The organism is Ruminiclostridium cellobioparum DSM 1351 = ATCC 15832, assembly GCF_000621505.1.
GTDB lineage: Bacteria > Bacillota > Clostridia > Acetivibrionales > DSM-1351 > Ruminiclostridium > Ruminiclostridium cellobioparum.
This window is the reverse complement of record NZ_JHYD01000025.1, coordinates 86,342-107,543: the sequence shown is the minus strand read 5'-3', so window position 1 is coordinate 107,543 and position 21,202 is coordinate 86,342. Positions and strand designations below refer to the sequence as shown.

The following is a 21,202-nucleotide window of genomic DNA, read 5'->3' as shown; positions in this document are numbered from 1 at the left end:
ATTAACTTAAAAGAAAATGTGTATCGTTACACAAAAATTATTTCATATTGGAGGCAAAGCAAGACTATGAGTGACATTAAATTTACAATTGTAGGAGCTGGAAGTTCCTACACACCGGAACTATTGGAAGAACTGTCCCAAAGGAGAGAGGAATTGCCGGTTAGAGAGATTATGCTTTATGACATCAATGAGGAACGCCTAGATATAATGACCGGATTCTGCAAAAGATTTGCAAAGCATTTAGGAATGGAGGTTGATATTAAATCAACATTGGATTTAGACAAAGCGTTGTATGGCGCAGACTTTGTAGATACGCAAATTAGGGTTGGGGGTAACCGGCAAAGGGTTCTTGATGAAAAGATACCGTTGAAATACCATCTTGTGGGACAGGAGACTACCGGTGCAGGCGGAATGATGAAGGCAATGCGAACAATACCCGTCATGCTGGATGTGGCAAGGAAAATGGAAGAATTGTCTCCGACCGGCTGGCTGATCAATTATACTAATCCGACAGGACTGGTTACAGAGGCGGTTACCCGCTGCACAAAAGCTAATATTGCCGGTTTCTGTTCGGGAGGCATTTTCCCTAAAATGTGGGCGAAAAGATCTCTTGGTATTTCTTATGACAGAGTTCAGTATGATTATGCCGGACTCAATCACATGAATTTTATAAGCAATATTACAATTGATGGACGTCCGGTTACAGAAGATGAATTTCTCAAAATAGCAGGTGAAAATACTGACGTAGATTTGGAACTGGTAAAATTACTGGGCGTAATTCCAAGTCCTTATCTTCAATATTATTATCATACTTCCGAAAAGGTAAACAAGATACTGAGTCGTCCTCGTACCCGTGGTGAAGAAGTAATGTTGCTTGAAAAGGAGGTCTATGATGCCTACGCTGACCAGAATAACTTCTTAAAACCGGCAGCACTTTCAAAAAGAGGCGGCGGCGGATATTCAGAGGTTGCCATCGGATTTGTAAATGCAATTTACAACAATATTGATACAGCTATGGTGGTTAATGTCCCTAATAACGGTGCAATAAAATTCTTGCCTGATACTGCAGTTGTGGAAATAGGCTGTCTCGTCAATAAAAGGGGCATCTCACCTTTAAATGTAGCTAATATACCCGAAATGTGCTGGGGACTAATTTCAGCAGTAAAAAATTACGAGCAGCTTGCAGTGGAGTCAGCAGTTGAAGGTAATGTAAGGAAAGCAAAGCTGGCTCTATTGGCTCATCCTCTTGTCAGAGAATATGACTTGGTGGAAAAGCTGATTCCGGAGCTATTGGAAGCAAATAAAATGTATCTGCCGCAATTTAAGTTTTAGGGGCAGCCAGAAAGATACATTTACGGCATACATTGTATGATTCAAGCAGTAAACGCAGCAAGCGTCTTTTATTACTGTTTAATGTCGCCGGCGGTCGTGGCGAAATGGAGGATAGCGTGAAATATGTAATTGGAATAGATCAGGGTGCGAGCAAAACGCACGCTATTGTAAGTGACGAATACGGGATTGTTTTAGGCATGGGTAAAAGTTATGGAGCCTGCCACTCTTCAGATGGCATGACGCATGCAATTACAGCTGTAAAAGAAGCAGTTGATCAGGCTCTCGAGCAAAGCGGAATTTCCATTCAGGAGATAGAGCTAATAGCGGCGGGTATGACTGGAGTTGACTGGGATTTTGAAGGGGCTTTGCTGACAAAAGCACTCAGGGAGGCTTTTCCTACCGAAAAGGTTATAGTTGTGAATGACTGCATTATTGCAATGCGTGCAGGCACAAGAAGAAGCTACGGATGTGTCTTATGTGCCGGTTCAGGGTTAAACTGTGCAGTCAGGAATGAGAATGGAGACCAAATCATATATGGGTTTTACATAGATGATGAATTTCAGGGAGGATATTCGCTGGGGAAGAAAACAATAAGGGCGGTCATTGATTCACATATCGGACTGAAAGGTGAAACAAAACTTACCCGGATGATTCTGGATTATTTTAATGTTGATACCGTAGATGAATTGTTGTACAGGAAAATGACTAACGCAGTCACTTCAAAAGATTATCTGCACCTTCCGATTATTTTGGAAGAAGCGGCTGCACAGAACGATACTGTGGCGTTGAAGGTGCTTGCCGACTACGGAAAAAATATAGCTATGTATGCCGTTCGTGGAATGGAGAAGCTTTCAATGTTAAATATGGGTGTGGATATCATATTGTCAGGCAGTATTTTTAAGTGCAAGCTGCCTATCCTAAGAGAAGCGGTTTCCCTTGAAGTTCACAAATATGCTATAAATGCAAAAATTGTTGATGCTGTTTATGAGCCCATTGTGGGGGCAGCTTTATTGGGACTGGATAGTTTGAATAAGGTGATTCCGGAAGAGGTCTATGATAATTTGGGGAAATCGGCTGATAAATTCAAGATTAAACGAATGATTGATGAAGAAGAGGGATAACATGCTTTTGATTTATGGGCCAAGACCGAAATAATATTTGAACATTCGAGCAGCGAATGATTATAAATTTAAACAAAGGGGATTGAATCTTATGAAAAAGTTAGGTAGAAAAATTTTATGCTTGCTGATGGCAGGTATAACAACAGTTTCTCTGGCAGCCTGTACGGGAAGTTCCAACTCCAACTCCGGTGTAAGTGCGGATAGCACTGCGGGAAAAGGTGATCCGGTAGAACTAACTCTTTGGCATACTTGGCCTACCGGAAGTATAACTACTATTATTGATACGTTTGTTAAGCAGTATGAAAAAGAAAACAATGTCAAAATTCAGGTGGATGCAACCCAACAGGATGAATATCAACAGAGAAAATTAAAAGTTGCCGCTGCTAATGGTTCTCAGGGTGATGTATTTATGACATATGGTGCAGGATATTCTAAACCTTTTATTGCTGCGGGAGCCGTTTTACCACTGGATTCTTATTTAGAAGCCGATAAGACAAAAGACAGATTGATGAATGGTGTATTGGATTATTTCACATATGATGGTAAAGTATACGGATTGCCATTGAAAAAATGGGCAGGTATTTTATTCTGTAATACAGAATTATTTGAGAAAAACAATGTTGCTTATCCTGAAACCTGGGATCAAATGATGACCGCTGTAAACACCTTCCGTTCCCAAAATATAACACCAATGGTATTGGGCGCTAAAGATGCCTGGCATATTGGCATGATTCAAAATGCACTCGCTGTGAGAACAGCAGGTGTGGAGGCAAGTAATATGGCATTAAGCGGTGAGGGTTCTTTTGATACACCTGAAATCATAAAATCAGCACAGTTATTGGTAGATTTAAATAAGGCTGGCGCTTTTGTGGAGGGTACACTGGGTGTCAGTGCTGATGAGGCACAGATGGAATTCTTTGCAGGAGAAGTTCCGATGTATTTTAGCGGAAGTTGGACGGCAGCTGATTGTGAGTCGGATGAAAATGCTATAAAAGGAAAAATAAAAGTAATGCCTATGCCCACTGTTGATGGCGGCAAGGGTGATGCTGACACTTATTTGGGCGGTGCAATAGATGGTTACATGGTAAATAATAATACAAAGCATCCCGAGGAAGCTGTAAAATTTGCTATTGCTTTAACCGAATATCAGTGTAAAGAAAGCTATAAAATAGGCGACAGCATTCCTACCTGGAAGGGAGATGTGGATGAATCCCAAATTAATCCGGTTTTAATACAAATCAACAAACTGACACAAAATGCTACAGGATATGTTTTGGCATGGGATACTTTTCTCACAGGGGCTGCAATAGATAACCATTATAATTTATTACAGGCGCTGATTGGTGGAAAGGCTACACCTGAAGAGTTTGCAAAAAAAATGCAGGAAGCCAATAAATAAAAAATATATATGGAAAAAGGAGCCTGGACCGTTAAACGCGGTCCGGCAATCCTCCTTACAAAGACATCGGCGCAGTATTTAGATTAAGAAAGAAGGTATGATAATGGAAAGATCATTAAGGGACAAGAAGGCGATCTGCTTTTTTGTTATTCCCGCCTTACTTTGGTTTGCCGCTATTGCATTAGTTCCAATTTTTCAATCAACGTACTATAGCTTCCTAAAATGGGATGGTATTACAGCATCAAAGTTTATCGGCTTGGAAAATTATATAAATTTGTTTCAGGATCAGTTATTTCTGAAGTCAATTGTAAATTCACTTATACTTGCTGCAAGTTCGGTGTTTATTCAGCTGCCGGTTTCTATGGTTCTTGCATTGGTGCTTGCATCCGGCATCAAAGGTGAGAATGCATACAGAACAATTTATTTTATACCGGTAATAATTTCGTCCACAATTATTGCTCAACTCTGGATGAAAGTATATCACCCGACTTATGGTTTGCTGAATAGTGTTCTAGGTATGTTTGGATTGGATCAGTTTAAGAGTGCATGGCTCGCCAATTCATCAACTGCACTTGCTGCGGTATTTATACCGATGATTTGGCAGTATGTCGGTTATCATATGCTATTATTTTATTCTGCTGCAAAATCAATTGTACCGGAAATATTTGAAGCGGCAAGGGTTGACGGTGCAAATGACAGGCAGATTGCACTGAAAATAATTATTCCGCAAATTGTACCAATGATTAAAGCCTGTGTGATATTTGCTGTAATTGGTTCATTAAAATCTTTTGATCTAATTTATGTACTGACAAGAGGCGGACCGCTTCATTCTACAGAAGTTCCAACTATGCTCATGTATACTGAAATTTTCTCAAAAAATCAATATGGATATGCAAGCGGTATTGCTATTTTCATTATTATTGAATGTCTGGTTCTGACGCTGATTATACAACAAATATTCAAAAAGAGACAAGAAGTATAGGAGGGAATTATGAAGCTAAAAACACACAAAAAGAAACCACGAATAGTGAGAACTGTAATATTAATTATAGTAGCTGTCATACAGCTGTTCCCTCTTTATTGGATGCTGACTTTTTCTCTGAAGGGAAATAGTGAAATTTTCGGTGGTAATATCCTAGGCCTTCCTAAAGATTGGCGATGGGACAATTATGCCAATGTATTTAATCAAACCAATATACCAAAGTATCTGATGAACAGTATAATTGTAACAGCCATTACAATTGTTTTTACATTATTGCTTTCTGCAATGGTTACCTATGCAATTGTCCGATTGAAGTGGTTCTTAAGTAAAACCGTATATATACTGTTCCTGGTAGGAATGATGCTGCCCATCCATGCGGTGTTACTGCCGCTGTTTGTAAATTTGAAGCCGGTTATGAATACCTATGCTGCGCTGATTTTGCCATATGTTGCATTTGCCATGCCACTGTCTATTCTGATTATGGTCGGCTCTCTGGAAGGAATTCCAAGGGAACTGGAAGAAGCGGCATTTATTGACGGGGCCAATATCTATAAAATATTCTTTAATATAATTATGCCGCTGCTTTCACCCACAATGGCCACGGTTGCCATACTTACATTTCTTTCTTCCTGGAATGAAATGATGCTGGCTGTAACATTCATAAGCAATGAAAGTTTTAAAACGATTACTACGGGTGTTTTAGATATGGTGGGTAAATATTCCACCAAATGGGGGTTGATAGGAGCCGGCCTTGTAGTTGCTACAATTCCTACAATTATTATGTATATTTTATTAAGTGACAATGTGCAGAAAAGTCTTGCTGCCGGTGCAGTAAAAGGTTAAGTACGACATCAGGTCGTACAAGTATCAAAAGTGATATGGAGGAACAAATTATGAGTTTAAAATTCTGTAAGTGCCCATATATCCCATGTAAGGTGCGTGGAAATTGCGAAGCATGTGTGGTAAAAAGTATAGATGAAGGGACTTTGTGCAATTGTATGGAAGACATTTCTATAAAGCTGGGAGCAAAAATTGAGGGAAAACCAATAAAAACAATAATCTGCGATGACTTTGAGGCAATGTCTCAATGTTCGGCAGATCTCATATGTGAGTCATTAAAGGCTAAACCGGATTCACTTCTGTGTTTGCCTGCCGGAAGCAGCGCGACCAGAACCTTTCAGATATTAAAAGAACGGGCAGATTCAGGTGAAGTTGATTTCAGCCAGGCACACTTTGTGGCCTTGGACGAGTGGCTGGACCTGAAAGATGAATCTGAAAATTGTACTGCATTCATGTTGCAAAATTTTTACAATCCGCTTAATATTGACAAAAACAAAATACGTTTATTTGATATTCATGCCGAAAATCTGGAAGAGGAATGTAACAGCGTTGACAAATACATTTTTGACCGCGGCGGAATCGACTTGATGCTTTTAGGCTTGGGTATGAACGGACATCTTGGATTAAATGAACCGGGTGAATCTTTTGACAGTTATGCAAAAGTAGTCACGCTGGACACTGTTACGCAGCAGGTTGGGCAAAAATACTTTTCTAAATCGACAAATTTGACAAGAGGGATAACCCTGGGAGTACGTCATATATTTGACTCAAAGAAGGTAATTCTGCAGGTGGGAGGGATGGCAAAAGCTGATATAGTAAAAAAAGTTTATGAAAGCAAACCATCCTATGAAATACCAGGCACCGTCATGCAGCTTTTAGATAATGGCATTGTGGTTTTGGATAGAGATGCGGCCTCAGGCCTTGAGAATGTGAGTTGCGAATAGATAGGGTTTTTAAACCTCATCAAGGATGCTTTATCATCATTTCAAACCATCAAGAATTACTTTTGCATATACAAGAATTACTCTTGTATATATCCGTAAATTCGTGTAAGTATTCATATCAATACAATTCGAACAGCTCTGTCAGTTCCTGCTGTGTCATTTTGGTAAGAAGGGTTTCACCGGATTGGATAACAGCGTCCACCAGCTGTTTCTTCCTTTCCTTGAGATTCAGGATCTTTTCCTCAATGGTGCCGTGGGTCACCAGCTTCATGACATGGACCGTCTTGGTCTGGCCTATCCTGTAGGCGCGGTCGGTTGCCTGGTCCTCCACTGCGGGATTCCACCAGGGATCGTAATGAATAACTGTATCGGCGCCGGTGAGGTTCAGCCCTGTTCCGCCGGACTTGAGTGAAAGCAGGAATATATTGCCTTCTCCGCTGTTGAAGCTGCGCACAAGCTGCATTCTTTCATCAGCAGGAGTTGCTCCGTCAAGGTAAAGGTAGTTGATCCCTGTTTCTTCAAGCCAGCGTCTGATTATAGCCAGCATTGATGTAAACTGGGAGAAAAGCAGTATTCTGTGACCGGCAGTAAGGGAATCCTCAACTACCTCCATAAGCAGCTGAAGCTTCCCGCTGTCACCCTCATAGTCTTCTACGAACAAAGACGGGTGACAGCACAGCTGACGCAATCTTGTGAGGACCGAAAGAATTTTGATCTGGCTTTTTTCAAAGCCTTTTTCTTTGATCTCACTGAACAATTCACCCCTTGCCTGTTCCAGGTATGCGACATAAAGTTTTTTCTGCTCCTGGGTAAGCTCTGCTTCTATGACATGCTCTATCTTCTCAGGCAGTTCCTTTAAAACATCCTGCTTCAGCCTTCTCAGTATAAAAGGCCGGATCTGTCTTCCAAGGCTGGAGAGTGAAGAGGTGTCCCCTTTTGATATGGGTGTCTCGTATTTTTCTGAAAACTTTGAGTGTGAGCCCAGATAGCCGGGAAGTATAAAATCAAAAACCGACCACAGTTCGGTGAGATTATTCTCCATTGGGGTTCCTGTCAGGGCAAGTCTGTGTTCCGATACTATCTGCCTGACAGCTTTTGAGGCCTGTGAAAGGGGATTCTTTATGTGCTGGGCCTCATCCAGTATACAATACCGGAAATTACAGGCCGTATAATCTTCAATGTCTCTCCTTATCAGAGCATAGGAGGTTACTATGAGATCTGTTCCCATCCCTTTCCGGATCAGCTCCTGACGTTCGGTTTTATTGCCGACAACGGCGGTTACCGACATATCAGGAGCAAACTTGTGAACTTCGGCACACCAGTTGTATATTAACGAGGTGGGAACCACAACAAGGGATGGACGGCTGTCTGACGACTGCTTGTCAAATTCCAGGAGAGTAATAACCTGAAGTGTTTTGCCAAGTCCCATATCATCGGCAAGAATACCGCCCAGACCGTAATGGGAGAGGGTTTTCATCCACTTGAAGCCGAGTTTCTGGTAATCCCTTAGTGTACCTTTTATGCTTTTAGGTATTTTATATTCTGTTTCAGCCGGATCCTGAATATCATGAATCAGGTCCTTCAAGGCCGTATTGCGCTCAAAGAACTTCATCCCGCTCTCTTTAAGCATATTATCTATGTATAGTGCCCTGTATTTGGGCAGCTTTATAAATTCCCCCTCAATGTCGGAGGAACTCAGATCCAGCTGTTCCAAAATCTCAGCCATATTTAGCAGGTTTTCGGCTTCAAGGGGAAGAAAAGCGCCATCCCTCAGCCTGAAATATTTTTTCTTCTGCCTGATACTGTCAAAAATACTTGCCAGTTCCTCGCGTTCAACGCCCTCAATATTGAAATTGAATTCCAGAAAGCCGTTCAGATTGTTTAATCTCAGAAAGCCCGAGAAGGAAAGCTGCTTCTTAAAGCTCATAGCTTTAAAGCTTTCGGAATAATACACCTGGGCGTGCTCCTGAAGCTTGGGTATGACATAATTTACGAAGTCAAATATTTTTTCCTCTTCATCAAGGTATATTTTGTTGCTGCTGACTTTACAATCGGTTTCGGCAAGAATATCCAGTATCTTGCCCTCGTCTTCAAGATTTCTTATAAGTATCTTATCAAAAGACGGCTTGGCTCTGTCGGCCGAAAAAGGGTTTATTATCCGGTCTCCGTATTTAAATTTCACGTCGGCCGTGATAATATATTCAAACCTGTCAAGATAAATCTCTGGCTCAAATTCCGGCCTTTCGACAAGGGCCTGGAGGTCTTCGTCAATAAATACCTTTCCGGCTTTGCCGATAAAAGGCAGAATCTCTGTAAACAAACGCTCTTTATCATTGTCCAGAAAGCTGATTTTATTACTATTTTCTTTTTGCACATATTGAATAAACGGCTTCAAATATTCCTTCTGATGCTGCGAAACCTTGTAGATACTGTTCTTGTATAAAAAATATTCACAATCTGCGGTGACCATGTGAAGAGGGAGCTTTGTATCAATACCCAGATCCACCGTACTGGCATTTCTAGTTAATGTAAAATCAACGGGTATGTCATCGACCTTGATCATAACATTTTCCAGGGTTTGACCGTCTGCAATGACGTTGAAGGAAAGAGGAGACAGCAGTTCCAATAGGCGTTTAAGCGCTCCTTCGGATAAAAAGATTTCTTTGTCTTTAAAAATACTTTGTTTTTTTATATCACCGGTCAGATAATCTATGAGATTTTCATTCTGCCACATTTCCGACAGATAAGAAATAATGGCTTCGTCTTTCTCGGCAAAATTATGAATAGCGGGGTCAAATGAAAAACCTTTTCCATAGACCAGCTCTTTATCATTTCTGAGGCATTCCAACAGCTCGCCGACATTTCTGACAATATACAATCTATCGGTGCCTATCCGAAGGGTAAGTGCCGCTGCAGGCCCCCTTCTTATATTTGAGACTCTTGTTTTAAGCAGCTCCAGGCTATATTCAACCTTTATGGACGTTTTCATATTTCCTGATTTGTTGCTGAAGTATTCGAAGATTTCTTTGGCAGCCTTTTTTTGTGAGGCAGAATTAAAGAAGCCTTGCTCATCCTTTGACTTAATAAGAAGCAAAACCGCAGTGATGTGCTTACAGCAGCTTTCAGTCCGAAGGTTATCATTACAGGTACAGGAATAATCCTTTATCCGGCCCCCTTTCCCAAATTGAATCTGTACATTATATGGACGGGTGCCTATAACAGTTGCATCAAAAAGCATAAGCTCTTCATTAAAGGAGACGGATTTTACTCTGTTTGAACTATAATATTCCATACCCTTTTTAAATTTCATAGGGGTAGAAAGATAGTATATACTGTCTTTTGAAATTTGAAACATTCATTTACTCCATGGTCATTTTTTATAGCTTATCATTTTATTATAACCAAATTTCATGCCAATTACCATTATTTGAATAAGCATTGGTTTGAAAATCATACTAAGTGCAGAAACTGGAAAGCTTGCCGTTGACTATGGAATAAACCGACCCCGAATTGTCAGACAGCGGGCTGTTGGCCTTTTGCCGTACAAGAGATAAGAAATTCTGTTAATTCCTCAGTACTATTTATTTTTATATCACCGTTACAGCGGGTAAGTTCATTTTGCACTATGCTGAGTCCAAAGCCTCTGGTTTTGGAGGGGTTATCCTTTGTAGAATATCCTGCATTGAATATTTTATTTCTATCGGCTTCCGGGATCATGGGTCCATTATTTGAAATGGAGATAAAATACCGGTCTTTCTTTATATAGGTCTGAAGATGAACAAACTTGTTTTCACTGTCAACATTATTCATAGCATCAAAGGCGTTGTCTATTATGTTTGAAATGACGGTAACAGCCATATCCTCCGCAATGCCGGCTGAAGACAAGGGCTCCTCAAAGTCGGCCCTTAATTCGATACCTCTTCTGAATGCACTGTTATACTTTACGTTGATGATTGCATCCACAAAATCATTGCCGGAGTCTGTGGATATATTCTTTGTAGAGCTGTTGTTTGCAAAATTATTTATATAGTGCTTGATCCTTTCGGTGGAATCGGGCTTGTTAAGTGTGCAGAGACCAAAGATGGTATTCAGATGATTCTTGTATTCGTGGCGTTCCTTCGCCACCATTTCATTAAAATCAATCAGCTGCCGGACACTATCCTTTTGCATTTCGTTTGCATATTGGAGCAGCTCCAGCTTTGAGCCTTCCTGAAAGGCTGAAAACATTGCAACCATCAGAACTAAGTAGATAACAAAAGAAAACAGGTTAAAAAGGTATGCTTTCTGAGGCTGGCCTGATAGAAAAATATTAACGTATACGAAGAATATTAATACTGTTGATATTATGATCAGTATTTGTTTATATTTTGACTGATAAGGGTTGCTGTCATTCAACCATGCCAGATTGACAGGTTTTTTATAAAAGACGAATAATCCAAGAAATTCAACTGTCTTGCTGATAATACTGCATATTAATACATAAAGGCTGTTTTTAAGCAGTTCGCTCATGGGAATATTGGTGGCCAACAGGGCAAACATTGCTACAACTGTCTCAATGATAGTTACATAGGATGTAATTAAAAAAACTTTAATCAAGCTTTTATATATTTTTCCATTAAATATATAGTTTAACACGGCGACGGTAAGAATTAATATGATTAAGGTATGAAAACCTGCCGGAACAAATAGTGATATCCAATAAGTATATATTGTATAGATGGTAACAAAACATATGTATTTAAACTTCTCTTTGATTACATTTTCCCTAAAACCGGATAACAGGGCAAATGTGTATATTATGATAAAACCCTCTAAAATAGTAAATAACACTTCACTGACAGTAAACAATTCGGATTATCCTCCTTAAACAGATATAGATACGAAAAAAGCCATAAATATATACACGGCGTACATATGTTTATGGCTTTTCCCGGTACTTGATTTCAAATTAATTAGTGAGACTATTCCTTAGGCTCGTAGAAATATATCAACTTAAGTACACCAACGCCTAAACCTGCTACAAACGAAGAAAGTAAACCGATTGATTTTAATAAATGTTTTTTCAATAGAATCACTCCATTTTCGACATTTTATATATAAATAATCCCTCTAATCTACATAAAAGTCAATGGTTTTTTAAAAAATATACTAAATATTATTAAAAAGTTTATTTTTCAGCAGTTGGTATACTGATAATAAATAGGTTGTAACAACAGAAACCTGTAATATTTGTGCAGGTATGTAGAAATAATCAAGCAGTAATATTGCAGGTGTTAAAATAGCTGCCAGAATTTTGTATATTCCTGTTCTCTCCTCCACCTTCCTTGTCCTCACGGGAGCAATAACTGCACCGGTTATTGTCAGAACGATTGCAAGAAGGATTTGAACAAAACCGGGGATTATATCCTGCCTACCGGCAAAGACACTTATTGCCATTGTAATGAAGGATACGGCAAGGCAGACAAGTTCGTTTTTTGCATGATAGCCTCCCAAAATGGGACGGAGCAAAAGTATAACCGCAAAAGCCAGCAAATATTCCAGTGTGGCCGAGAACAGAGTGAAAACTATCAGCAGCAGGATAAATTTATACAGATCGGAAAAAATACAAACAAGACCATACCGTATTCTCCTGGCTTCGGCCTCCGAGTATTCGGCATTGGCTATGACTGCATCAGCAACCTTGTTTGCAAGTTTTCTGTAGAAGGTAATTTCCATAGGACCTCCGGCAACATATATTATAATAAAATGCTACCATATCATAAAACATAAGGGAAGATAGATTTGAATGCCGGAATTACTTTAACAAGTTGTGCTAATTAATTTAAATTTCACTTTACCTGGGTAATTTTTTATATCAATTGGTAACTTCCGTACTCATCCTGTCTCGATTTGAAGCTCAAAGCAGCGTCCTGCTGCTTTGTCGGCAAAACCTCTTTACCTTCGGCGACAATTTATCGCAATTGTTTTTAACCGTGCATCTTATTTTATGAAGTTGTCCTCGCGTACCAATTGATCTTAATTAAATCCATCTGTAAAGTAAAATAAAACTTCAATTAGCACAACGAGTTAATTGAATATCCTAGCCGGCATTCGGATGCTAATTTTTTTGCTTCCATTACAAAGCCCGCTCATATCCTTTCAGGGGATACATGCGGGCTCTTTTTTAAACTTTAAGTTAAGTTTTACTTTGCTACAATATTCACCAGTCTGCCTTTAACAACAATAACCTTTTTGACTTCCCTGCCTTCGAGGAACTGTTTGATTTTTTCGTCTGCCAGTGCGGCCGCTTCGGCTTCGCTGCTGTCAGCATTGGCAGGTATCTCTATTTTACCTCTGACCGTGCCGTTGATTTGCACAGCTACTTCTATGGTATCTTTAACGAGAGCTTTTTCATCGAATACAGGCCATTTCTGATTGAAAATGGAGTACTCATATCCTAACTGTTCCCACATTTCTTCCGCAAAGTGAGGTGCAAATGGTGCCACCAGTTTTATCAGGTCGGCTATAGTCTCTTCAAACAGCCTGATATTTTTAGTCTTTACTTCTGCATCATACTTGTACAATGCGTTTACCAGCTCCATGCAGCGGGAGATTGCGGTATTGAACTGGAACCTGTCGGTATCCTGTGTCGCACCCTTTATGGCATTGTGGCGGACGAAATTCAATTCCTTATCATCCTTGTCAATATCTGTTCTGGCCTGGTTGGACTTCTGTTCGGCAAGACTCTCCACAAGACGTTCAATTCTTGAGGTAAAACGCGATATGGCCTTTATACCGTCATCACTCCACGGGCCGCCGTCAACATAGTTGAAGCCGAAGCCAAGATACATTCTGAAAATATCCGAACCATATTTCCTTACGTAATCATCAGGGGAAATGGTGTTTCCCTTTGATTTGCTCATTCTGTTCCCGTCAGGCCCAAGGATGGTACCCTGGTGCACCAGTGAGAGGAAGGGTTCGTCGAAGTTCAGGTGACCGAGATCTCTCAGGGCTTTGGTTATAAATCTTGCGTAGAGCAGATGCATTGCCGCATGCTCGGCTCCGCCCACATATTTGTCAACCGGCAGGAGTTTGTTTATCCATTCGGTGTCAAAAGCCTTTTCACTGTTTTTATTGTCGGCATATCTCAAGTAATAGAAGGAGGAGCAGACAAAGGTATCCAGGGTGTCAGGGTCTCTTTTGGCAAGGCCTCCGCACTTTGGACAGGTGGTGTTCATAAACTCTTCACTCTTTTTGAGCGGCGATTCTCCATCGGGAGCAAACTCAACGTCGTAAGGCAGCAATACAGGGAGATTTTCCTCAGGGACCGCCACCTCACCGCAATGTTCGCAATAAACCACTGGTATGGGGGAACCCCAGTACCTCTGTCTGGAAACCAGCCAGTCTCTGAGTCTGTAGTTTATTTTCAGACTGCCTTTGTTATCTGCCTCCAGCTTTTTAACAATTGCAAGCTTTCCTTCTCCGGAAGGCATTTCGTCAAATTCAGCGCTGTTTACCAGAACGCCGTATTCACAGTAGGGCAGTTCGTCGTTTGAACCGTCTGCGCTCTTAATAACCCTCCTTATAGGAAGATTGTATTTTTTTGCAAAGTCATAATCACGTTCATCATGTGAAGGAACCGCCATAACACAGCCTGTACCATAGCTTGCAAGTACATAATCCGCAATCCACACGGGTACCTGTTCACCTGTTATGGGATGAACGGCATAGGCGCCGGTGAAGACACCTGTTTTTTCCTTAACGGTTGAAAGTCTTTCGATTTCAGTCTGCTTCTTTGTTTCTCTGATATAATTTTCCACTGCTTCCCTGTTATCGGCAGTAGTGATTTTGTCCACTATGGGATTTTCCGGCGCCAGCACGACATAAGTCACACCGTAAAGTGTATCCGCCCTTGTTGTGAACACCTTGAAATCTATATCCTGGCCGGCCACCTTGAAGCATATCTCGGCTCCCTCGGAACGTCCGATCCAGTTGGTCTGTATTTTCTTTGTCTTCTCGGGCCAGTCTATGGTATCCAGTTTGTCCAGCAGTTCCTGGGCGTAGGCGGTTATCTTGAAAAACCACTGCGTCAGGTCGCGCTTCGTTACTTCGGTGTCGCATCTTTCACAGGCGCCGTCGATAACCTGCTCGTTGGCAAGAACTGTGTTACATTTCGGGCACCAGTTTACAGGAGCATTTTTTCTGTAGGCCAGACCCGACTTGTAAAGCTGCAGGAACAGCCACTGTGTCCATTTATAGTAGTCAGGCATACAGGTCTTGACCTCATAATTCCAGTCAAAGGTGGCTCCCATTTCCTTGAGCTGGCCTTCCATGGTTTCTATGTTTTTGAGTGTGGAATCCTGCGGGTGTATACCTGTTTTGATAGCATAGTTTTCTGCAGGCAGACCGAAAGCGTCAAAGCCCATCGGATGAAATACTTCATAGCCCTGCATTCTCTTCATTCTGGCCCAGGAATCGGTCAGGCCGTAGTTATACCAATGTCCGACATGCAAATTGGAACCTGACGGATATGAAAACATTTCGAGACAGTAGAGCTTTTTGTCTATGTTTTCGGGATTGAACCTGTAAATATCGGTATCTGCCCACTTCTTCTGCCACTTTCTATCTATATCTGCTGAGTATGGCATTTAATCATCTCCTTTAAAATAATTGTAGCCTTAAATATTAAATTTAAAAAGTAATAAAATTTATAAAACCCGTCTCTGAAAAAGAGACGGGTTAATCCGCGGTACCACTCTTGTTAGTTTTGGGTTATGGTATATCAGCCGGTATTTGTACCAAACCGGGATGGTGTCCGTACTCAAAAGCTCACTTGATATCTTGTAACGTAGATAAACGGCTGTTATTAGCAGCAGCTCCACGGCGAGTTCAAAGTATGCAGCCTGCCGCACTTCCACCATCGCATATGCGCTGTACGGCTCTCTGTAGGTTCATTATCTTTTACTATTCCGCTTCATAACCTGTTATTTATAACTTGTAAAATCTTTATTAGCGTATCATATATGAGGAATTTTTTCAACTGCCTTTATTCATGTTGTTTCTTCACTTCATTGATGCTGTTTCCTCACACTTTTGCAAAGAAAATAACCCCTGTCAGAATGAAAACAGTACCTATTATTTTATAGGGTGTGATTGTTTCATGAAAAATATAGTATCCGGCGAAGAGGCTGAAGGCATAAGCTGTACTTGTAAAAGCGTATGCTGTTGAAAGTGGTATTTTTGACAATATATAAAGCCAGAGTTCAAAATTGTCAGCACTATATATTTAATAGGCATATTTGCTACCTCAAATAATTTATTGTGACGGTATACGCAAATCGGTCGGCTATAACCGCCTGAATGTAGGGATTTAGATGTTACAGACTACTAATATGCCCAAAAATAAAAAAATCATAATCCATCCGCAGCTTAATGAATTATGTACGGGAGCAATACAAAGATGAGATATGAATCCATGTTTGCAATACTCCCCGTGAAGGCTAAAAATACCTAGGTTTCCAGCCAGAACTGGTTTTTCTTATACCATAAAACTGTTTCAAGGAGGCCTTCCTTCAATTTATAACTGCAGGAGAAGCCAAGTTCATTTTTTGCCCTGGTGCTGTCCAACGCATAGCGGTTATCATGTCCCAATCTGTCACTGACATATATAAAGGAGTCCTGTGGTTTACCAAGAATAGTAAGAATCATCCGTGCCATTTCGATATTGTTAACTTCTTCACCGCTGCCGATATTATAAATTTCTCCGGGTTTGCCGGAAAACAAAGTTTTGATAATTGCTTCGGAATGGTCGGTTACGTGTATCCACTCCCTTATATTTGAGCCATTTCCGTATATGGGTATGGGCTCACTTTTAAGGGCCTTTGAAATACATGTGGGGATGAACTTTTCCCTGTACTGGTTGGGACCGTAGTTATTGCAGCAGCGTGTTATGATTACCGGCAATCCGTAAGTTTTATAAAAAGACCGCACCAGCAAATCGGCACCAGCTTTTGATGCTGAATATGGGCTGTTGGGCAGTAAATCCGAAGCCTCTGTGAAAAATCCGTCGGTATTTTCAAGGCTGCCATAAACTTCATCGGTGGAAATCTGAAGAAGCCGCTTTTGTGCATACTTGTCTCTGCTCCAGAAATTATGGGCACATTCCAGTATATTCAATGTTCCAATTAAGTTTGTCTGGCCAAAAATCAACGGATCACTTATACTTCTGTCAACATGGGATTCGGCCGCAAAATTCACGATATAGTCCGGATCATATTCGCGCAATGCTTTATTAAATTGTATACTATCACATATATCACCTTTAACGAAGTGATAGTTCGGCAGTTCAGCCACGTCCTTTAAATTTTCCAAATTTCCTGCATAAGTCAGTTTGTCGTAATTTACAACAACGAAATCTCTGTACGAGTTCATAAAATACTTTATGAAGTTACTACCGATAAAACCTGCTCCGCCTGTAACCAGTAAAACTTTCATAATAAAACCACCTCCTTGATTATTGTATATTGATTCTATAGATACAGTTCACTGCAGTCACCTAAAAGAAATGAATTGGAATAGGGTCTTTTGCCGGCCGACCTGATGGATACATTTTTTCCGATCAGGCTGCCGCTGATTCTTTTATCTATACCCTCCAGCCGGGCATTTTCCAGTATTATGCAGTTGTCCACCTCGCAGTTGTTGATTACAACTCCTTTTCCTATTGAAGAATAAGGGCCTACATAACTGTCGAGAATAACTGCGTCCTCATCGATTGCAGCAGGACCTGCAATGATGCTGTTCTTAATACAGGCACTTTTACTGATCAATAGTTTTCCCATATAAACTGCATTATCTTTCGATATAACCTGGTTATACGTGTCAATTTCATCGAGAATCATCCGGTTGGCATCCAGAATATCCTGCAATTTTCCCGTATCCTTCCACCAACCCTGCAGGATCTCAAAAGTAACATTTCCTCCAGTAGACAGCAGTTCCTGGATGGCATCGGTAATTTCCAGCTCACCCCTTGACGAGGGAGAGGTATTGTCAATTGCTTTAAAAATATTTTTATTAAAAATATATACTCCGGTTATTATTAAGTCGCTGATATAGTTTTTAGGTTTTTCAACCAGTTTAGTGATATGATTTTTCTCTACTACAGCAACTCCATAATGTGACGGATCTTCCACCTGGTACAGCATAATGGTAGAATCGGCATTATTGGTACGAAAGTTCTCAATTAAAGAGTCCAGAGAGACATTAAATGCATTGTCTCCCAAAAGCATTATAAAGTCTTCATCCTCAATGAAATCCCGGGCAGTTTTAACTGCATGGGCAAGGCCCAAGGGCAAAGGCTGATGAATATAGCTGATATCGACGTTCCATCTGTCACCATTGCCAACTGTCCTCATAACTTCTTCACTTGTGTCTCCAACGATAATACCAATTTTATTTATACCTGTTTTGGCTACCTTTTCAATTATATGAAAAAGTATGGGTTTATTGGCCAGAGGCAGCAGTTGCTTGGCATTCGTAAAGGTCACTGGCCTTAAACGGGTCCCGGTACCGCCGCTTAATATTAATGCTTTCACAGTATCACTCCTTGGTTTTTATATTTACATAATATTTAAACGGTAATTAATATGTGCTAAGAACATCCATAGGTAACATATTTTAACCGGTATCATATTATGTAAATAAGTTTATTAACTAAAAGAGAAAGGGATAATTATTATGATACCTCCTGCTATAAGTTATGTTACCTTTAACCGATTAGGCTTAACGGTAAGGAATCTGGCCGCAATATTTGAATCAACGGATGATTTTGAAATGCACATAGTAGATAACGGTTCAATTGACGGAACATGGGAATACATCCAGAGTCTGAAGGATAAAAGAATAAAATCGAAAACAAATGTCGGGGTAAATGCAGGTCAGGTTTACGGAATAAATCTAAATCTCATGAGAAGAAAACCTGAGCAATATTTCATTACAATAGACAACGATGTATATATTGAAACAAAAGACTGGATTTCAAAATTTATGAGAGTATTTAACGAGTTTCCGGAAGTGGGACTTCTGGGCGTTGCCAAAGGGGAGCCGTACCCGGTATTTTATCCTCCGGTTATACTGAAGTTAAGGAATGGAGTATCATACCTTGAACTGATGCATTCTGTTCCGGAACTGGAAGGTGATTTTGTCCCCGGATGTTGTCAATGCCTGAGACCGGATCTCATTGAGCAATTGGGCTATTGGAGCGAGGAAAATTATGCCGGCGAAGCGGAAATTTCCCTGAGAGTAAACAACTATTCATCCTATCAGGCTGGCTTTGTTCCCGAAATAAGCATAAAAATGCCCCAGTCGCTGGATTGCAGCCAATGTCAGAATAATAGCCGCTGCACTTTGAATAAGCCCAGTGAGACATGCTTTTCGATTTACAAGAAGAGATATTTAAATGATGTATTTAAAAATAAATTCAAGTGGAAATTCGAAGAGACAATAAATGACATGAGGAGCGGCAAACGGCCGGTCTATTGCGCATCCTCCCTTGATGCCGCTTCAGTTGAAGAGCATGCATTTATATTGGAGTGGGCTCTGGATAACTTCAAATTTTATATCGACAATACAAAATAATGGATATATGCAAAAATTACTGAGAACTCAAGGTGGTGCAGAAATAACTATGTTAGAGCCATTTAAAGAGCCTGTTTTTATTACGAAGCCTCTACTTCCGGAAATTGAAGAGCTTTCGGCAATGCTGGAAGCCATATGGGCCAGTAACCAGCTGAGCAACAACGGCACTATGGTAAAGCAGCTTGAAAGGGAGCTTGCCGGTTATCTTGGTTCGGAGCAGCTTTCTGTTTTTTCAAACGGAACCGTTGCGCTGCAAATAGCCTGCAGAGCATTAAGATTGTCGGGAGAAGTAATAACCACTCCCTTTACGTTTGCAGCCACAGTCCATTCACTGATGTGGAGCAATATAAAACCTGTTTTTTGCGACATTGAAGAAGATACGTTCAATATAAATCCTGACTGCATTGAAGCCTTGATTACACAGGATACGACAGCCATTTTGCCGGTGCATGTTTTCGGGAGACCCTGCAATGTTGAAAAAATTCAAAAAATTGCCGATAAATACGGCCTGAAGGTGCTGTATGATGCAGCCCATACTTTTGGAGTAAAAATTGACGGAAAGCCCGTTTCAGCTTTTGGAGATGTGTCCATGTTCAGCTTTCATGCCACCAAGGTATATCATACCATTGAGGGCGGCGCCTTAACCTTTAATACCCCATATTTAAAAGAACGTGCCGATTTGCTGAGAAACTTCGGAATACTGGATACCGGCACGGTTATGGAACCTGGGACCAATGGCAAGTTAAATGAGGTTCAGGCTGCTGTCGGAATTCTATTGCTCAAAAAAGTTGAGGCCGAAATAGAGGGTAGAAAAAAGGCCACCGAGTTATACCGGAAATATCTTGATAATATCCCCGGCATCACTGTGAGCAGCGACGTAGAAGGTGTAACACACAATTACCCTTATTTCGTTATCAAAATTGACAGGGATGAATATGGTTTATCCTGTGATGAAGTTTTTTCGAAATTGAAAGAGTATAATGTTATTTCACGCAGATATTTCTATCCGCTTTGCAGCAATTTCCAATGCTACAGGGATATCCCCTCTGCGGCAGCCTCAAGGCTTCCCATAGCCAACAAGGTTGCTGATTCGGTACTTTCCCTTCCTCTGCACGGAAGATTGCCTGCTGATCATGTGGAAAAAATCTGCGATATTATCAAAGGTATAAGGCCATGAGAGATATAGTTATTATAGGAGCAGGCAACTTTGGAAGAGAAGTGGCACAGCTCATAGATGACATTAATACGGACAAAAAAACCTGGAACCTTCTGGGTTATGTGGATGAGACAGTCGAGAAACATGGGACGATAATAAATTCAAACCAGGTATTGGGAGGCTTTGAGTGGCTTGAGAAAAACGGGTCAAACAAAGTTGCTGCAATATGTGCCATAGGAAATCCCAGGGTAAAATATTCAGTTGTTGGAAAAATATCCGGATATGGCTTGAATTATGTTAATTTAATACACCCGGATGCTAAAATTGGCAAATTTGTTGAGATGGGGTATGGAAATGTTATTTGCTGTAATTCTTTTATATCTGTAAATATAAAAATCGGAAATCATGTATCTATCAATCCCGGCTGCGGGATTGGGCATGATGTGGTTATAGGTGATTTCTCTTCGTTGTACTGGAATGTTACTCTATCAGGAAATGTAAGTATAGGTGATGGTTGTGAAATAGGCTCAAAAGCCGACATTATTCCTCAAAGGAGCGTCGGAAGCTGGAGCGTCATAGGGGCGGGGGCGGTAGTAACCAAAGATATTCCTGATAATTGTACTGCTGTTGGAGTACCTGCAAAACCCGTAAAATTTCATCAACCTGTAACAGTAGTCTGTAACACCTAAAAGTCACAGACCACTGGATTAGATTAACGCAAAATATGTAGAAGGGAATTGAAAATATGAAACAATCAATAGTAAACGAAAATGTCACTAGCTTTACCGACACAGTAAAGGAGTTTACACGAAACCT

Annotated in this window: 16 protein-coding genes; 9 read left to right on the top strand and 7 right to left on the bottom strand. The window is 40.6% G+C overall.

All coding sequences use genetic code 11. The annotated features are described in order from the left end of the window. The first annotated feature begins 66 nt into the window (after positions 1 to 66). The 6 genes from T344_RS0110465 to T344_RS0110440 all read left to right on the top strand — a co-directional run bounded on the left by T344_RS0110465 (position 67) and on the right by T344_RS0110440 (position 6,618). A complete protein-coding gene (locus T344_RS0110465; RefSeq protein WP_027628662.1) occupies positions 67 to 1,332 on the top strand; it encodes a 6-phospho-beta-glucosidase in 1,266 nt (421 codons plus the stop codon). 116 nt (positions 1,333 to 1,448) lie between these two features. Further along, positions 1,449 to 2,453 (top strand): N-acetylglucosamine kinase, encoded by a 1,005-nt coding sequence (locus T344_RS0110460; RefSeq protein WP_027628661.1) that lies wholly within the window; start codon positions 1,449 to 1,451, stop codon positions 2,451 to 2,453. Between the two features lie 91 nt (positions 2,454 to 2,544). Then, positions 2,545 to 3,852 (top strand): extracellular solute-binding protein, encoded by a 1,308-nt coding sequence (locus T344_RS0110455; protein WP_027628660.1) that lies wholly within the window; start codon positions 2,545 to 2,547, stop codon positions 3,850 to 3,852. Positions 3,853 to 3,955: 103 nt separating this feature from the next. Continuing rightward, positions 3,956 to 4,834 (top strand): carbohydrate ABC transporter permease, encoded by an 879-nt coding sequence (locus tag T344_RS0110450; protein WP_027628659.1) that lies wholly within the window; start codon positions 3,956 to 3,958, stop codon positions 4,832 to 4,834. A 9-nt stretch (positions 4,835 to 4,843) separates the two neighbouring features. After that, entirely contained in the window at positions 4,844 to 5,677 is an 834-nt protein-coding gene (locus T344_RS0110445; RefSeq protein WP_027628658.1) for a carbohydrate ABC transporter permease, read from the top strand. A 50-nt stretch (positions 5,678 to 5,727) separates the two neighbouring features. Continuing rightward, complete coding sequence (locus T344_RS0110440) at positions 5,728 to 6,618, top strand: glucosamine-6-phosphate deaminase (protein WP_051571750.1); 891 nt, start codon at positions 5,728 to 5,730, stop codon at positions 6,616 to 6,618. A 118-nt stretch (positions 6,619 to 6,736) separates the two neighbouring features. Here T344_RS0110440 and T344_RS0110435 read toward each other — a convergent pair whose 3' ends face one another. The 7 genes from T344_RS0110435 to T344_RS0110410 all read right to left on the bottom strand — a co-directional run bounded on the left by T344_RS0110435 (position 6,737) and on the right by T344_RS0110410 (position 18,188). Further along, a complete protein-coding gene (locus T344_RS0110435; RefSeq protein WP_027628656.1) occupies positions 6,737 to 9,973 on the bottom strand; it encodes a DEAD/DEAH box helicase in 3,237 nt (1,078 codons plus the stop codon). A gap of 158 nt (positions 9,974 to 10,131) precedes the next feature. Then, positions 10,132 to 11,214, bottom strand: coding sequence for a sensor histidine kinase (locus tag T344_RS0110430; RefSeq protein ID WP_242842054.1), 1,083 nt, complete (start codon positions 11,212 to 11,214; stop codon positions 10,132 to 10,134). Between the two features lie 552 nt (positions 11,215 to 11,766). Further along, positions 11,767 to 12,333, bottom strand: coding sequence for an accessory gene regulator B family protein (locus T344_RS0110425; RefSeq protein WP_027628654.1), 567 nt, complete (start codon positions 12,331 to 12,333; stop codon positions 11,767 to 11,769). Positions 12,334 to 12,800: 467 nt separating this feature from the next. Then, on the bottom strand, positions 12,801 to 15,245 hold the full coding sequence (leuS, locus tag T344_RS0110420) for a leucine--tRNA ligase (RefSeq protein WP_027628653.1): 2,445 nt from the start codon (positions 15,243 to 15,245) through the stop codon (positions 12,801 to 12,803). 437 nt (positions 15,246 to 15,682) lie between these two features. Beyond that, entirely contained in the window at positions 15,683 to 15,883 is a 201-nt protein-coding gene (locus T344_RS31925) for an EamA family transporter (protein ID WP_084331189.1), read from the bottom strand. Between the two features lie 224 nt (positions 15,884 to 16,107). Beyond that, positions 16,108 to 17,091, bottom strand: a complete 984-nt coding sequence (gene rfbB, locus T344_RS0110415; protein ID WP_027628652.1) for a dTDP-glucose 4,6-dehydratase — start codon at positions 17,089 to 17,091, stop codon at positions 16,108 to 16,110. Between the two features lie 35 nt (positions 17,092 to 17,126). Next, the gene (locus T344_RS0110410) at positions 17,127 to 18,188 is read right to left on the bottom strand and encodes a glucose-1-phosphate thymidylyltransferase (protein WP_027628651.1); all 1,062 of its coding nucleotides are present in this window, start codon (positions 18,186 to 18,188) and stop codon (positions 17,127 to 17,129) included. 142 nt (positions 18,189 to 18,330) lie between these two features. On the opposite strand from T344_RS0110410, the gene T344_RS0110405 reads away from it, so the two are divergent. The 3 genes from T344_RS0110405 to T344_RS0110395 are packed head-to-tail and all read left to right on the top strand — an operon-like array spanning position 18,331 to position 21,075. Then, positions 18,331 to 19,230, top strand: coding sequence for a glycosyltransferase family 2 protein (locus tag T344_RS0110405; RefSeq protein ID WP_027628650.1), 900 nt, complete (start codon positions 18,331 to 18,333; stop codon positions 19,228 to 19,230). Between the two features lie 49 nt (positions 19,231 to 19,279). Beyond that, positions 19,280 to 20,407: a DegT/DnrJ/EryC1/StrS family aminotransferase gene (locus T344_RS0110400; protein WP_027628649.1), complete on the top strand. Its 1,128-nt coding sequence runs from the start codon at positions 19,280 to 19,282 to the stop codon at positions 20,405 to 20,407. After that, positions 20,404 to 21,075 carry an acetyltransferase gene (locus T344_RS0110395; RefSeq protein ID WP_027628648.1) on the top strand — a complete coding sequence of 224 codons (672 nt, stop codon included), beginning with the start codon at positions 20,404 to 20,406 and terminating at the stop codon, positions 21,073 to 21,075. Before T344_RS0110400 ends, T344_RS0110395 begins: the two co-directional genes overlap by 4 nt. Positions 21,076 to 21,202: the final 127 nt, after the last annotated feature.

Excerpts from the sequence above, each read along its gene's own strand:
- T344_RS0110465 (WP_027628662.1), top strand. The coding sequence starts at position 67 with ATGAGTGACATTAAATTTACAATTGTAGGAGCTGGAAGTTCCTACACA.
- T344_RS0110455 (WP_027628660.1), top strand. The coding sequence starts at position 2,545 with ATGAAAAAGTTAGGTAGAAAAATTTTATGCTTGCTGATGGCAGGTATA.
- T344_RS0110450 (WP_027628659.1), top strand. The coding sequence starts at position 3,956 with ATGGAAAGATCATTAAGGGACAAGAAGGCGATCTGCTTTTTTGTTATT.
- T344_RS0110445 (WP_027628658.1), top strand. The coding sequence starts at position 4,844 with ATGAAGCTAAAAACACACAAAAAGAAACCACGAATAGTGAGAACTGTA.
- T344_RS0110440 (WP_051571750.1), top strand. The coding sequence starts at position 5,728 with ATGAGTTTAAAATTCTGTAAGTGCCCATATATCCCATGTAAGGTGCGT.
- T344_RS0110435 (WP_027628656.1), bottom strand. The coding sequence starts at position 9,973 with ATGTTTCAAATTTCAAAAGACAGTATATACTATCTTTCTACCCCTATG.
- T344_RS0110425 (WP_027628654.1), bottom strand. The coding sequence starts at position 12,333 with ATGGAAATTACCTTCTACAGAAAACTTGCAAACAAGGTTGCTGATGCA.
- leuS (WP_027628653.1), bottom strand. The coding sequence starts at position 15,245 with ATGCCATACTCAGCAGATATAGATAGAAAGTGGCAGAAGAAGTGGGCA.
- rfbB (WP_027628652.1), bottom strand. The coding sequence starts at position 17,091 with ATGAAAGTTTTACTGGTTACAGGCGGAGCAGGTTTTATCGGTAGTAAC.
- T344_RS0110405 (WP_027628650.1), top strand. The coding sequence starts at position 18,331 with ATGATACCTCCTGCTATAAGTTATGTTACCTTTAACCGATTAGGCTTA.
- T344_RS0110400 (WP_027628649.1), top strand. The coding sequence starts at position 19,280 with ATGTTAGAGCCATTTAAAGAGCCTGTTTTTATTACGAAGCCTCTACTT.
- T344_RS0110395 (WP_027628648.1), top strand. The coding sequence starts at position 20,404 with ATGAGAGATATAGTTATTATAGGAGCAGGCAACTTTGGAAGAGAAGTG.